Genomic DNA, 13,083 nt, shown 5'->3' on the forward strand with positions numbered 1-13,083 from the left:
GTCCAGGGCTTCGGTCCGGGCGGTCCGCAAATGACCAGCTAGTCTCACTTTCACAGGTCGCGTTTGGTTGAGCAACCGTTCTGGTTGCCGGCGCGTCCGCCACTGGAGGGAGACAGGGCATGAGCGAATCCTTTTTCGAAGACCTGAACGACGCGTTCCCGATCAACAGCCAGGTGCGTTGCGGCCAGGCGGCATTCCGCCTGGGCTTCGCCCACATGACGCTGGATGATTCCGAACAGCTCCAGCCTGCACACCTGCAGCGCAGAAAAAAAGGCCGCTTCATGCCGCGGGTTCCGCTGAAGAAGTGATCCCGCTCCAGGACAACCCCGCCGAATGGCGGGGTTTTTATTGCCATTTCTTGATCCGCCTCATGGCATTGCCGGGTAGCGCTCGCAGGATGGCCGAGGCTGTGGTTTTCTTGCGCGGCATTCCAGCAACGGAGGATTGAATGCTCATGCGAGTCAGGGAAGAGACCTATTGGCAATGGGCTGACGCCCAGCTGCACAGCCGGTGCCACGACGAAGCGCTCAGTGACGGCACCACGCTGGACGTGCAGGTGCGCTTGTCGCGCCTGGGGGCGACTCAGTTGTTCCTGGGGCTGTATGCCGGGGACGGGCGAGCATTGCTGGAGGAGTATTACCCCGCACGGCCAGGCGAGACCATGACCCGCGCCCTGGTATGGGGTGTCGACCGCGCCCGGGCGATGGCAACCGGCGCCTTGCCGCTGCCAGAGCCGCGCAGCCAGCGGCGCCAGGCATGAAAAAGCCCGGCCTATGCGGGCCGGGCTCAGGTAAAGGTGGGAACCCTCAATTGAGCGGTTCGATCACCTTGACTGCCTGCTGCTCACGGGCAGCGGGCCATTCTTGTTGCAGGGTCTGCAGGACGCGGCCAACGAACTCGGTGTCGGCGGCGGCCTTCTTGCCGACGTAGCCCTGGCCACGGCGGTAGACCTTGAAGCGGGCACGCATGCTGGGCAGGTGCTCTTCGAATTCATCTTCGACGGTGTTCGGTGGCAGGCGATCGAGGCGCACTTCACCGGTCTGGCTGACCCACAGCAGATGGTCGTCAAGGCTGTCCTTGCGTACGGCGAACAGCTGGGCCAATTGGTCGATAGTCGGATTGTTGTTCAAGTTCATCATAAAGCCCCCATTACCCATTCGTAGGTGATTTTTCACAGTTGGCGCTACCACGGTGTAGCGCACTACCAAGGCTGCTACAGCAGCATCGCAACAGGGGCTTTCTCACGCTGCCTTTTGGACAGTTTCCCTCTCCACGGACGGCCTGCGTTACCGCGCAGGCCGTCTGGAACACCCTTGCCACCGCTCCCGATCGGGGAGACGGCTTCATCATGCCCAAGGGCGATGAACGGCGTCAACCATTTTGTAGTGAATATTTTTATTCACTACATCGTGTCGTTTTGTTCGACAATCGCTGCCCGTACTACAGCCCGGACAGAATGTCGAAGGCCGCGCGCACCCGGGCTTCGTTCGGGTAATTTCGATTGGCCAGCAACACTACGGCCAGCTGTTCGGCGGGCACGAACGCGGCGTAGGCGCCGAAACCATTGGTCGAGCCGGTCTTGTTGTACCAGGCTGCCGGCAGCGGCGGCAGCGCTGGTTGCAAACGCGTGGTTGCCTGCGGTTCACGGACAAGCTGCGGGCCATTGCCGTCTACCAGGGTGGCCAACGTAACCGGGTAGGGATAGCGCTCCCAGCCCAGGCCCTGGGTCATGGTGCCGACCTGGAAGTAGCCCCGCTGGGTAATGGCAGTGGCTTGCGCCAGCGCCGGTGGCAACCCCACCGGCTGCATGTGCAGGCGCACATAGCGCAGCAGGTCGCTGGCGCTGGTCTTTATGCCGTAGGCTTCGTCGGCGTAAGGGCCGGGGCCGACCCGCACTGGCTTGTCGGCACTGTCGTAGCCTTGGGCATACAGCCCCTGGGCGCTGGCCGGGACCTGCAGATAAGTGTTTTCCAGGCCCATCTGTTTCAGCAGCCCTTCGCTCATCAATGTGGAAAACGGCTGATGCTGCGCGCGGGCGGCCAAGTCACCGAACAGGCCCAGGCTGGGGTTCGAGTAGCAGCGCTGGGTGCCAGGTTTGGCGCGGGGTTGCCAGTGACGGAAGAAATCGACCACCTGCTGCGGCGTCTGCACCGCATCCGGGAACTGCAATGGCAGGCAGTCGGCACTGTAGGCGCCCAGCTCCAGCACGCTTGCGTCGCCGATGGGGGCACCGGCAAGGGCCGGGTGATAGTGCTTGGCCGGGGCATCAAGGTTCAGCTTGTCTTCAGCACTGGCCAGTGCGGCCAACGTGGCGGTGTAGGTCTTGCTCAGCGAACCGATCTCGAACAGCGTGTCGCGGCTGACCGGCACATTGTCGGCCTTGCTGGCCACGCCATAGCTGAAGTAGTGCGCATGGTCGCGAGCATAGATGGCCACGGCCATGCCGGTGATGCCTTGCTCCTGCATCAGCGGGCGGATGATCTGGTCGACCTTGGCCTGCAACTGGTCGTCGGCCTGGGCGGCACTGTGGCCCAGGGTGAGAGTGATGGCGGCTGCAAGTGCAGCCAGGCGGGAGAGGGGCATGAGCGGGTCCTGTGCTGGAGCGTGTCCGTTGAGCGACACCGGTGGGGGTTCCGGCGTTAGCGGCGAAAAACCGAAGACCTTATCGTCTGCCCTTGCACAATGACAAGACGGAAACTGTGATGAAGTATTTGCGCATGTTATTCGACAATTTCACCCTGGCCTTGCTCGGGGTGGTACTGATTGCCACCGTACTGCCTTGCTCGGGCGACGGCGCGGTGTACTTTGGCTGGCTGACCAACCTGGCCATCGGCCTGCTGTTTTTCCTGCACGGCGCCAAGCTGTCGCGCGAGGCGATCATCGCCGGTGCCGGGCACTGGCGCCTGCACTTGCTGGTGTTCTCCTGCACCTTCGTGCTGTTTCCGCTGCTGGGCCTGGCGTTCAAGCCACTGTTCGTGCCACTGGTGGGCAACGAGCTGTACCTGGGCGTGCTCTACCTGTGTGCCTTGCCGGCCACCGTGCAGTCGGCCATCGCCTTCACCTCGCTGGCGCGTGGCAACGTGCCGGCGGCCATTTGCAGCGCGGCGGCATCCAGCCTGTTGGGCATCTTCCTCACGCCGTTGCTGGTGATGATGTTGCTGGGAGCCAGCGGCGATACCGGTTCCGGCCTGGATGCGGTGCTGAAGATCACCCTGCAGTTGCTGGTGCCGTTCGTGGCCGGACAGTTTGCCAGGCGTTGGATCGGTGCCTGGGTCAAGCGCAATGCGCGCTGGCTCAAGGTGGTGGACCAGGGCTCGATCCTGTTGGTGGTCTACACCGCTTTCAGCGAGGCGGTGGTGACCGGGCTGTGGCACACGGTATCGCCGCAGCACCTGGCCGGCTTGTTTGCCGTGTGCGGGATTTTGCTGGCGGTGGTGCTGTACGGTACCCGGTTGCTGGGCAAGCTGTTGGGCTTTGACCTGGAGGACCGCATTACCATCCTGTTCGCCGGTTCGAAGAAGAGCCTGGCTACCGGCGTGCCAATGGCGCAGGTGCTGTTTGTCGGCAGTGGCATAGGCGCGATGATCCTGCCGCTGATGCTGTTCCACCAGATCCAGCTGATGGTCTGTGCGGTGCTGGCGCAGCGTTATGCCAGCCGTGGGCAGGTGGCTGAGGAGGCTTCGGCATCCTGACAGGGCCCTATCGCCGGCAAGCCAGCTCCAACCTCGACCGCATCGATCTCAAGTCATGTGCTATCCCTGTGGGAGCTGGCTTGCCGGCGATGAGCTGCGAAGCAGCCCCTGGCTTATCTGGCCTGTCCTGAAGTGCGCTCGCGCAGCGCCTTGCTTACCTCGCCCTCGATCTTGTAGGCCGGCGCTTCCAGGTCGTCGTAGTTGCGCGTATAGCGCCGGGCGAACTCTTCCACACCCAGCTGCTGATACTGCTGCACATGCTTGAGCTCGTGCGCCCACAACGCGACGTTGTCCTCGGCATCGGCGGGGCGGCGGAAGATGATCGTGTCGATAAGCGTCACGGCGTTCACGTCGGGGTTCTGCAGCAGCGCATTGGCTGCGCTCATCTGCTGTTTGTCACCTACCCGGAAGCGCGCCGCGTCGAGCACGGCAAAGTCGTACCAGGGTTCGAGTTGCGCACGGATATGCAACGGGATCGGCTCGACGCCGGCGGCGGTGGCTTCGTCGCGAGCCTGTTGCAGGGCGTAGGTCAGGCTGGACGAAGCCAACACTTCCACATCCTTGAAAATCTGCCCGGCCTGCCCAGGGTCGATGGGTGCACAGAAACATCCCATCAGGCACACCTGGTACTGCCCTGGCGGGCAGGCCTGTTCGGCAAGTGCGGGCAGGCTCAACAGTAGCCCCAGCAGTAGGCTAATCCGCTTCATGCAGGGCCTTCTCGACAAAGTGGCGGCTGGCGTCCAGTACCTGCGATTGCACGCTTTGCGTGGCCAGCATGCGCCCGACCAGCAAGGCGCCGACGCATTGGCTGATCAGCACCCAGGCCAACTCGTCGTCCTCCAGGGTCGCGCTCCAGGCCTGGTGCAGTTCCACCAGCCAATGCTCGGCCACGGCGCGCACCGGTGTTTCGGCCCGGGCGATCTCCACCCCCAATGGCGGCAGCGGGCAGCCACCTTCGGCATTGTGCAGGTGAGCCAGGCTCAGGTACTGCTGCAGGCAACGGCCCAGGCGTTCGCGGCTGGCCTCCTGGTTGGCCAGGCGCGCCAGCGGGCTGTTGCACAGTTCCTGCCGCACCACCTCGGTGAACAGGTCGTCCTTGGACGGGAAGTGGTTGTAGAAGGCGCCGCCGGTCAGGCCGATCGCCTTCATCAGCCCGGCCACGCCGGTGCTGGAAAAGCCCCCGCGTTTGGCCAGCGCGCCGCTGCTGGCCAGCAGCCGCTCGCGGGTTTGCTGCTTGTGTTCATTGGTGTAGCGCATTCAATTGCCTCTGCAGGCGGGCTTGACGGTGGCGGCGATCATAACATAGCGTTCGTTTACTAAACGATCATTCACCAATGGAGGCAGGCATGGCAGAACAACAAAAAGTGGTGCTCGTGATTGGCGCGGGGGATGCTACCGGCGGCGAGATCGCCAAGCGCTTTGCGCGCGAGGGCTACATTGCCTGTGTTACCCGGCGCCAGGCGGACAAGTTGCAGCCGCTGCTGGACGAAATCCGCGCTGCGGGCGGCCAGGCCCACGGTTTTGGCTCCGATGCGCGCAAGGAGGAGGAGGTGGCGGCGCTGGTCGAAACCATCGAGCGTGATATCGGCCCGATCGAAGCGTTTGTTTTCAATATCGGTGCCAATGTGCCCTGTAGCATTCTCGAGGAGACCCCGCGCAAATACTTCAAGGTCTGGGAGATGGCCTGTTTTGCCGGTTTCCTCACCGCCCAGGCGGTAGCCCGGCGCATGGTGCAACGCGAGCGTGGCACCATCCTGTTTACCGGCGCCACTGCTGGCACCCGTGGCGCGGCGGGCTTTGCGGCATTCGCCGGGGCCAAGCATGCCTTGCGCGCCCTGGCCCAGAGCATGGCGCGCGAACTGGGGCCGCGGAACATCCATGTCGCCCACGTGGTGGTTGACGGGGCCATCGACACCGCCTTCATCCGTGACACTTTCCCCGAGCGCTATGCCCTCAAGGACCAGGATGGCATCCTTGACCCGGCCCATATCGCCGACAGCTACTGGTTCCTGCATGCGCAACCACGCGACGCCTGGACATTCGAGTTGGACCTGCGCCCCTGGATGGAACGCTGGTAAGCCCCTTTCACAGAGCAAGGACCGTAACCATGCGCAACACTGTCGATTTCTTCTTTGACCTGGGCAGCCCGGCCAGCTATCTGGCCTGGACCCAACTGCCCGACCTGTGTGCCCGCCTAGGCGCCACACTGCGCTACCGGCCGATGCTGCTGGGCGGGGTTTTCCAGGCCACCGGCAACGCCTCGCCGGTGATGATCCCGGCCAAGGGCCGTTACATGTTCACCGACCTGGCGCGCTTCGCTGCGCGCTATGGGGTACCGTTGGAGTGGCCGCCGGGGTTCCCGATCAATACCTTGACCCTGATGCGCGGGGCAGTGGGCACCCAGTTGCGTTCGCCGGAGCGGTTCGAGGCGTTGCTGGCGGTGCTGTTCAATGGGCTGTTTGCGCAGCGCCGCAACCTGGGCGATAGCGCCATCCTTGACGACACGCTCAGGCAGGGCGGCTTCGACCCGCAGACGTTTCGCGCGCTGGCGGCTGATGACGAGGTGAAGGCCGCGCTCAGGCTCGCGACCGAAGAGGCAGTGGAGTGCGGGGTGTTCGGCGCGCCGACCTGTTTTGTCGGTGATGAGATGTTCTTCGGGCAGGACCGCCTGGACTTTGTCGAAGAGGCGCTGCGTCAGGGTGTCGACAGCCTTGCCTGAAGGCGCCCCTCCCACAGGGTTGGCGCGTTCCCTGTGGGAGCGGCTTTAGCCGCGAACACCGGCAAAGCCGGTGCCATCCCCTTGCATAAAGCAGTCAGAAGTTCGCCGGGGTGTTGGCGCTGATGATCTCGGCCTCGTCCGGGCCGATGTTCTTGAAGCTGTGCGGCAAGGTAGTGGGGATGTAGTACCCGTCGCCCGAGTTGAGCACACTCACCTGGCCATCGACCCACAACTCGACGGTGCCGCGGGTGACCAGGCCGCACTCTTCACCTTCGGCATGCACGATCGGTTCGCCCGAATCGGCGCCCGGTGCATACAGTTCACGCAGCATGCGCATTTGTCGGCCTTCGACGCTGGCGCCGACCAGCAGCATGCGCAGGCCGTTGCGGCCCAGGTCTGGCTGCTCGCTGCCACGGAACACGTAGCGCTCTTCGCGCACCGGCTCGTCGAAACTGAAGAACTCCGCCAGACTCATCGGAATGCCTTCGAGCAGTTTTTTAAGGGAACTGACCGAAGGGCTGACGCGATTCTGCTCGATCTGCGAGATCGTCGAATTGGTCAGCCCGCTGCGGCGGGCCAATTCCCGTTGGGAGAGGTTGTTGCGTTCACGCACCAGTTTGAGTCGCGTCCCCGTGTCCATAGCCGCCTTGTAATCAGAGGTGTCAATAATAATGAGCGATGCGCATTAAAACACACTCTGCGCGCTTGCGCGCTGTGCTTGTCAGGCCCGCTGATCGCGGGGCATCGGCCATAACCCGACCAGCAGTAGCAGCGCCGCCACCGCCAGGAATGGCAAGCGTGGATCGGCCGCATAAACCAGGGTGCCGGCCAGCGGCCCGATCACCGCGCCCATGCCCTGGGCAGCACCGATGGAGCCGGCCGTGGCACCTTGCTCGGAGGCATGCATGGCATTGGCCGCCAGCGCTGAAAATGCCGGGAAGACAAAGCCCATGCCCGCTGCCGCGACAAAGTAGCAAGCCCACAGCCAGGGCGCCGTGGTGGCCAGCGAGCCGCAGGCAAAGCCCAGGGCTGAAACCGTGGCGCCGACCCGGATCATCTTCAACGGCGGCCATTCCAGCTGACGCAGCAGCACCTGCGCCAGGATCAGCGCCACGCCCACCGTGGTCAGGGCGATGCCGGCGGCCTGGGCAGCCTCGGCAGGGCCCAGGTGCAGGCGGTCGAGGGCGAAGAAACCGACGATGATCTGCGATACCGTGACACTGAGCATGGCGCTGAACGCCACCAGCAAAGGCCGGCGCAGGCGGGGGTCGTTCAGCCGCACCGGGCTGGGGGCATGGCTGTGCGGCAGCGCCTGCGGCTTGAGTGTGAACAGCAGGACCAGAAAGGCACTGGCCGGCAGCAGCGACATGATATGGAACGGCAGGCTCAGGCTATGCCGTGCGAGCAACGCCGCCATTGCCGGCCCCACCACCAGGCCGACGGCGTTGGCCGCCCCCAGCGAGGCCATGGCCCGGGCCCGGCGTTGCGGTTCGACATGGTCGGCGATCAGCGCATTGCAGCCCACCGGGATGGCAGCATAGAAGGCGCCGATACAGCCGCGCGCGACCATCAGGCCGATGAAGGCCAAAGTCGCCCCCGGCAGCCAGCGCAGTGCACCTTCTACGAACAGGCACAGCAGCCAGTAGGCCAGGGTGAAACCGGCGCTACCCAGCAGCAGGATGCGCCGACGGCCCAGGCGGTCTGCGGCGCGCCCCCAGGGCCGTGCCAGCAGCACCCAGACCACGCCCGCCACGGTCACGGCGGCACCGGCTTGCCAGGTGGCCATGCCGAGCTGGCGGGCGATCGGGCCGATCAGGGCGACGAAGGCCATCATCGACATGGTACAGGCCATGTTGGCCAGCAGCAGGGGGCGCAGGTCCAGGGTGCTGGCGGGTGCGAGTGTGGCAGGATCCTTTGCGACGTTCATAGGGCAGTCCAGGGCGGCACGGCAAATAAAAGCCGATCTTGTTGGGAATTATTATCGATTGTCGAGCGCCCCTGGGTTGCCGAGCGTCATTCGCCGCGGCGCAGTGGGCCAGGCCACATGCTACGCAACACGCCATCGCGGCGCACCCATGCATGCATCAAGGCCGCACCCACATGCACCAGCACCGTGGCGAACAATAGGTAGCCAGCCCAGCCATGGGCCTGACGCAGCACGGCGTACAACTGCAAGTCATGCGGGGCAATCGCCGGCAAGCCCAGCGGGCGCGGGTAGCCACCGGCCGACAGCATGGCCCAACCCAGCAGCGGCATGGCCAGCATCAGACCATAGAGCAGCAGGTGCGACGCCCCGGCGGCCCAGCGTTGCAGTGCAGGCAGGTCGCGTGGCAGGGCTGGGTGGGGCAGGGCCAGGCGTACGCCGATGCGCAGCAGTACCAGCACAAGCAGGGCCAGGCCGGTGGCCTTGTGCAACCCGATCAGCACGGGGTGGCGCGGCGAAAGGTCGGCGACCATGCTCACACCGATGAACAACATGGCCAGGATCAGTACGGCCATCAGCCAGTGCAACAGGCGGGCGAAGGGGTGGAAGGCGTCGGTTTTCATGGATGGGCTCCGGTGCCGAGCGATTCGCGGCTGCGGCGGTTGAAGGATTCCGAGTAGGCGGCCGAACGGGCGGCGAGAATCGGGTCGGCGGAAGCCTGGATGCCCCGGGGCAGGATCAGCGGGTCGAAGTTGAGGTCGCGGCAGGCACCTTGCTCGGGGCCGTCGACCTGCTCCAGTACCAGCGTGCCGGCGTCTAAGCTGCGCCGTTCGGCAGGCCAGGGGCTGGCAGGGTCGTCCACCGCGTCCCCAGGTTCCGCCAGCACCAGGCGCAGGGTCCAGCGCAACGGGCCTTGGGCCAGCCGTTGCTGCAGGTCATGCTGCAGGAACTGTTTGTCATCGACTTGGGCAGGCAGGGCGGCAAACGCCGTTTGCGGCTCCAGTTGCCAACGCACGGGGTGGGCTGCGCCGCTTGCGTCGATCAGACGGAACGCGTTGATGCTGTGGTACTGGGTGCTGGCAAAGCTGTTGCTTGGTTTGTAGCCCGCCGCCCATTGGCGAAACGCCGCGCTTTCCGGGTGGGCGGCGAAGAACGCCTGCAGTCTGCCCGGGTCTGGTTTGCCGGTGGCAGGGTCCGGCGCCCCCGCCAACACCTGTTCATAGAAGGCTTGTGGCGTACTTACAGCCAGTACCGGCGGGTTGTTCATGCCGGTACGCCAGACCTGCCCGTCGTCGGTGCTCAGCTCGATGGCCAGGCTGCGCACCGGTATGCCGGTGTCCGGCGCGAACGGGTTTGCGCCGCCAATGGCGAAGCGGCCGATCACTGGCACCCGCGGCTGGCTGAACGCCCGCGCCGTGGACAGGCTGGCGGCCTGCCCGCTGGGCTGGAAGTAGCCGCTTACGCACAGGCCCTTGGCGTGGTTTTTCCGGTAACCCGGGTAATGCCCGGCCTGGGCTTCGAAGGTGTCGATGATGCGCTGTGGGGTCAGGCGGGTTTCGCCAAACCAGCCGGCAGCATAGGCAAAGGCGGCGCCCGCGCCCAGCATCACGGCGCCGATGGCGGCCAGGCGCAGGGCCTTGGCCGGGCCGTGCAGGGGTGAGTTCATGGTCATTGTCCGGTTAGGTGAAGGTGCCGGTACGACGGTGCAGGGAAAAACTTATTCCCTTGCCGGGAATAGATTTTCCTCACAGGCGTCTGCCTCTTACACTGACAGCCCCAGAGGCCGGGACTTTGCCATGCATGATCTGGATGACCACCAGTGGCGCGAGCTGCTGGCCCGCCTGCGCCGCTTTGCCGTATGGCTGACCCGCGAGCCGGGTAGCGCCGATGACCTGGTGCAGGCCACGGTCGAGCGGGCCTTGAGCCGGCGCGACCAGCAACGCGACGCCGATGCTCTGCGGGCCTGGCTGTTCACCATCCTTTATCGGCTGTTCCTCGACGGCAAGCGCCGCGAGCGCCTGCATGCGCGCTGGCTGTCCTGGTTCGGCCGCGGCGAGCGCGACGACGAGCCGGTTGGCGACAACCTCGAGGCCATTGTCCTGGCCCAGGCCGACCTGCAGGCTTTCGCCCGGCTCACGGCAGAACAGCGTGCGTTGCTGCTGCTGGTCAGCATCGAAGGTTTGAGCTACAAGGAGGCCGCCCAGGCCCTGGGTATCCCTATCGGCACTGTGATGTCGCGCCTGTCGCGCGCCCGCAATGCCTTGCGCGAACTGACCGAGGGCAGCCCCCAGCCCCCGGCCTTGCGGAGACTGAAATGACGCGCCTGATCCCCAGTGAAGACGAACTGCACGCTTACGTCGACGAGCGCCTGGAGCCTGTGCGCCGGGCCGAGGTGCAGGCCTGGCTGGCGGCCAATCCGCAGGCTGCGGCCAAGGTCGAGGGCTGGCGTGCCGACGCCCGGCGCCTGCGTGCGGCGTTGGCCGGGTTTGGCGAAGTGCCCGGGGCTGCGCAGCTGGACCTGGGGCAGTTGCGCCGGCAATTGCGCCAACGCCGCCAGCGCCGCTGGGCCACGGCGGCGGTATTGTTGTTGGCGTTGGGCGTGGGTGGCCTGGGTGGTTGGCAGGTGCGCGATGCCACCCTGGCGCGTGCCGACCTGCCGATGGCCGATGCGGTTCAGGCGCACCGCCTGTTTGCCGGCAGCGAGGCACTGGATATTCAGGCCAGCGACCCGGGCCAGTTGCGCGACTGGCTGGGGCGCCACTTCAAAAGCGTGGGCCAGTTGCCGGACCTGGCCGGCTACGGTTTCAAACCGGTGGGTGCGCGCCTGCTCAGCAATGAGCGAGGGCCGGCGGCATTGCTGGTGTTCGAGGATGGCAAGGGCCAGCGCATCAGCCTGTTCCTGCGGTCACCGGGCGATCAGTACCGGCGCATGCCGGACGGGCAGCGGGTGGATGGCCAGCTGGAGGCGCGTTATTGGTCGCATGGGGCCTACAACTTTGCTCTGGTCAGCGCGGCGGACGATGTGCGCCGGGCGGGGGTGGGGGAGGCGTTGCGGTTGGGGTTGTGACAGATGCGCGGTCACGATAAGGCCGCATGGCAGCCCCATCGCAACACAAAGCCGTTCCTGCAGGTACTGTGCGTTCAGCTGACGATCAGCTCAACTCCAGCCAGATCGGCGCATGGTCCGACGGTTTTTCCATCCCGCGCAGCTCATAGTCCACACCCGCATCCTTGATCCGCGGCACCAGGTGCTGCGAGGCCATGATCAGGTCGATGCGCAGGCCGCGCTTGGGCTCGTCCTCGAAGCCGCGGCTGCGGTAGTCGAACCAGCTGAAGCGGTCGGAAACCTCCGGGTACAGGTGGCGGAAACTGTCCACCAGGCCCCAGGCTTTCAAACGTTCCATCCATTCGCGCTCTTCTGGCAGGAAGCTGCACTTGCCGGTCTTGAGCCAGCGTTTGGCGTTGTCCGGACCGATGCCGATGTCGCAGTCCTGCGGCGAGATATTCATGTCGCCCATCACCAGCAGCGGCTGGTCGTTGCGAAACTGGCCTTCCAGCAGGGCCTGCAAGTCGCTGTAGAAGCGCTGCTTGGCCGGGAACTTGGTGGGGTGGTCGCGGCTTTCACCCTGGGGGAAGTAGCCGTTCATGATGGTGACAGGGTTGCCATCGGCATCGGCAAAGGTGCCCCAGATAAAGCGGCGCTGGGCGTCTTCTTCATCGCTGGCAAAGCCCTTGTGCAGGCTCAGCGGTGCCTGGCGCGACAGCAGGGCCACGCCATAGTGGCCTTTCTGGCCGTGGTAATGCACGTGGTAGCCCAGCGCCTGCACGTCGGCCAGCGGGAACTGATCGTCGCTGACCTTGGTTTCCTGCAGGCCGATCACGTCCGGCTGGTGCTTTTCGATCAGCGCCGCCAGCTGGTGCGGGCGGGCCCGCAGGCCGTTGATGTTGAAACAGACGATCTTCATGGAAAGATAATCCCGGTAAAAGGCGCGATGCTAGCCGACATCGCTTGCCATCACCAGCATGGCGGCTTCGGGTGCCTGCTGCTAACGTCCTTTCCTGGGCACTGTAAGCCCATTCCAGGAGGACTGCCCGCAATGCCCGAAACCACTGCCACCCCGGCCCGTGTCTGCCTGCTCGATGACGGCTACAGCCGCGAGGCGCGTTCGTTGCTGTACAACGCCTACCGTCACGAGCCTACCTTCGCCTATATCTTCGAGGCCCAGCGCCCAGGTTACGAGCGGCGCCTGCGGGTGATGGTGCGCGAGTGGGTACGCCAGCACTTCTACCTGCAACTGCCCGCCATCGGCTTGCTGGTGGAGGACCGCCTGATCGCCCTGGCCCTGATCGTGCCGCCGATGCGCCGGCTGGGGGTGGCCGACAGCTGGGCCTGGCGCCTGCGCATGATGATGGGCACCGGCCTGCGCTGTACGCGCCGCTACATGGACTACCAGGCCGCCCTGGCCACCTGCCTGCCCACCGAGGAGGTGCATGTGCTACCGCTGTTGGGCGTGCACCCGCAATTTCAGGGCAAGCACTACGGCGAGCAATTGTTACAAGCTGTGCATGACTGGTGCGCAGACGACCCTGGTACCCAGGGTGTGGTGCTGGACACCGGCAACGAGCACTACCTGGCCTTTTACCAGCGTCAGGGCTATGAGGAAATTGGCGAGGTGGCTGTAGGACCAATCCGCGAGAGGGTGTTCTTCCATCCCAATCCGGTCTCTTCCAATTCTGCTTTTGCCTGA

17 protein-coding genes are annotated in these 13,083 nt (G+C 64.9%); 8 read left to right on the top strand and 9 right to left on the bottom strand.

The annotated features are described in order from the left end of the window. The first annotated feature begins 119 nt into the window (after positions 1-119). Together CAF92_RS01165 and CAF92_RS01170 are read left to right on the top strand one after the other, a co-directional pair. Complete coding sequence (locus tag CAF92_RS01165) at positions 120-308, top strand: hypothetical protein (protein WP_085598581.1); 189 nt, start codon at positions 120-122, stop codon at positions 306-308. Positions 309-448: 140 nt separating this feature from the next. After that, the gene (locus tag CAF92_RS01170; RefSeq protein WP_023663278.1) at positions 449-760 is read left to right on the top strand and encodes a hypothetical protein; all 312 of its coding nucleotides are present in this window, start codon (positions 449-451) and stop codon (positions 758-760) included. Positions 761-806: 46 nt separating this feature from the next. Here the strand turns inward: CAF92_RS01170 and CAF92_RS01175 are convergent, their stop codons facing one another. Together CAF92_RS01175 and ampC are read right to left on the bottom strand one after the other, a co-directional pair. Next, entirely contained in the window at positions 807-1,139 is a 333-nt protein-coding gene (locus CAF92_RS01175) for a hypothetical protein (protein WP_003253895.1), read from the bottom strand. Between the two features lie 301 nt (positions 1,140-1,440). Beyond that, positions 1,441-2,583, bottom strand: a complete 1,143-nt coding sequence (gene ampC / locus CAF92_RS01180; RefSeq protein ID WP_085598583.1) for a class C beta-lactamase — start codon at positions 2,581-2,583, stop codon at positions 1,441-1,443. Positions 2,584-2,702: 119 nt separating this feature from the next. Here ampC and CAF92_RS01185 point away from each other — a divergent pair, with 119 nt between their 5' ends. Continuing rightward, positions 2,703-3,692 (top strand): bile acid:sodium symporter family protein, encoded by a 990-nt coding sequence (locus CAF92_RS01185; RefSeq protein ID WP_046616608.1) that lies wholly within the window; start codon positions 2,703-2,705, stop codon positions 3,690-3,692. A gap of 113 nt (positions 3,693-3,805) precedes the next feature. On the opposite strand, the gene CAF92_RS01190 is transcribed toward CAF92_RS01185, so the two are convergent. Both CAF92_RS01190 and CAF92_RS01195 read right to left on the bottom strand, forming a co-directional pair. Next, positions 3,806-4,399 (bottom strand): DUF4157 domain-containing protein, encoded by a 594-nt coding sequence (locus CAF92_RS01190; RefSeq protein WP_085598585.1) that lies wholly within the window; start codon positions 4,397-4,399, stop codon positions 3,806-3,808. Further along, positions 4,386-4,949: a TetR/AcrR family transcriptional regulator gene (locus CAF92_RS01195; RefSeq protein WP_085598587.1), complete on the bottom strand. Its 564-nt coding sequence runs from the start codon at positions 4,947-4,949 to the stop codon at positions 4,386-4,388. The genes CAF92_RS01190 and CAF92_RS01195 overlap by 14 nt, the downstream gene beginning before the upstream one ends. 89 nt (positions 4,950-5,038) lie before the next feature. On the opposite strand from CAF92_RS01195, the gene CAF92_RS01200 reads away from it, so the two are divergent. Further along, positions 5,039-5,770, top strand: a complete 732-nt coding sequence (locus tag CAF92_RS01200; protein WP_085598589.1) for an SDR family oxidoreductase — start codon at positions 5,039-5,041, stop codon at positions 5,768-5,770. Between the two features lie 29 nt (positions 5,771-5,799). Continuing rightward, positions 5,800-6,411, top strand: a complete 612-nt coding sequence (locus CAF92_RS01205; protein ID WP_085598591.1) for a 2-hydroxychromene-2-carboxylate isomerase — start codon at positions 5,800-5,802, stop codon at positions 6,409-6,411. Between the two features lie 94 nt (positions 6,412-6,505). On the opposite strand, the gene CAF92_RS01210 is transcribed toward CAF92_RS01205, so the two are convergent. The 4 genes from CAF92_RS01210 to CAF92_RS01225 all read right to left on the bottom strand — a co-directional run bounded on the left by CAF92_RS01210 (position 6,506) and on the right by CAF92_RS01225 (position 10,007). Further along, entirely contained in the window at positions 6,506-7,051 is a 546-nt protein-coding gene (locus CAF92_RS01210; RefSeq protein WP_046616603.1) for a cupin domain-containing protein, read from the bottom strand. 81 nt (positions 7,052-7,132) lie between these two features. Continuing rightward, positions 7,133-8,338 (bottom strand): MFS transporter, encoded by a 1,206-nt coding sequence (locus CAF92_RS01215; protein ID WP_085598593.1) that lies wholly within the window; start codon positions 8,336-8,338, stop codon positions 7,133-7,135. A gap of 86 nt (positions 8,339-8,424) precedes the next feature. Beyond that, positions 8,425-8,958 (bottom strand): cytochrome b, encoded by a 534-nt coding sequence (locus CAF92_RS01220; RefSeq protein ID WP_046616601.1) that lies wholly within the window; start codon positions 8,956-8,958, stop codon positions 8,425-8,427. Next, on the bottom strand, positions 8,955-10,007 hold the full coding sequence (locus tag CAF92_RS01225) for a catalase family peroxidase (RefSeq protein WP_085598595.1): 1,053 nt from the start codon (positions 10,005-10,007) through the stop codon (positions 8,955-8,957). The genes CAF92_RS01220 and CAF92_RS01225 overlap by 4 nt, the downstream gene beginning before the upstream one ends. A 124-nt stretch (positions 10,008-10,131) precedes the next feature. On the opposite strand from CAF92_RS01225, the gene CAF92_RS01230 reads away from it, so the two are divergent. Further along, positions 10,132-10,653, top strand: coding sequence for a sigma-70 family RNA polymerase sigma factor (locus CAF92_RS01230; RefSeq protein WP_046616598.1), 522 nt, complete (start codon positions 10,132-10,134; stop codon positions 10,651-10,653). Next, on the top strand, positions 10,650-11,402 hold the full coding sequence (locus CAF92_RS01235) for an anti-sigma factor (protein ID WP_085598597.1): 753 nt from the start codon (positions 10,650-10,652) through the stop codon (positions 11,400-11,402). The genes CAF92_RS01230 and CAF92_RS01235 overlap by 4 nt, the downstream gene beginning before the upstream one ends. A gap of 85 nt (positions 11,403-11,487) precedes the next feature. Here CAF92_RS01235 and xthA read toward each other — a convergent pair whose 3' ends face one another. Then, complete coding sequence (gene xthA / locus CAF92_RS01240) at positions 11,488-12,300, bottom strand: exodeoxyribonuclease III (RefSeq protein WP_046616596.1); 813 nt, start codon at positions 12,298-12,300, stop codon at positions 11,488-11,490. 132 nt (positions 12,301-12,432) lie between these two features. On the opposite strand from xthA, the gene CAF92_RS01245 reads away from it, so the two are divergent. After that, positions 12,433-13,083: an N-acetyltransferase gene (locus CAF92_RS01245; protein WP_046616595.1), complete on the top strand. Its 651-nt coding sequence runs from the start codon at positions 12,433-12,435 to the stop codon at positions 13,081-13,083.

Origin of the sequence: Pseudomonas sp. B10(2017) (assembly GCF_002113295.1) — a bacterium.
In the GTDB taxonomy this organism is placed as follows: domain Bacteria; phylum Pseudomonadota; class Gammaproteobacteria; order Pseudomonadales; family Pseudomonadaceae; genus Aquipseudomonas; species Aquipseudomonas pudica.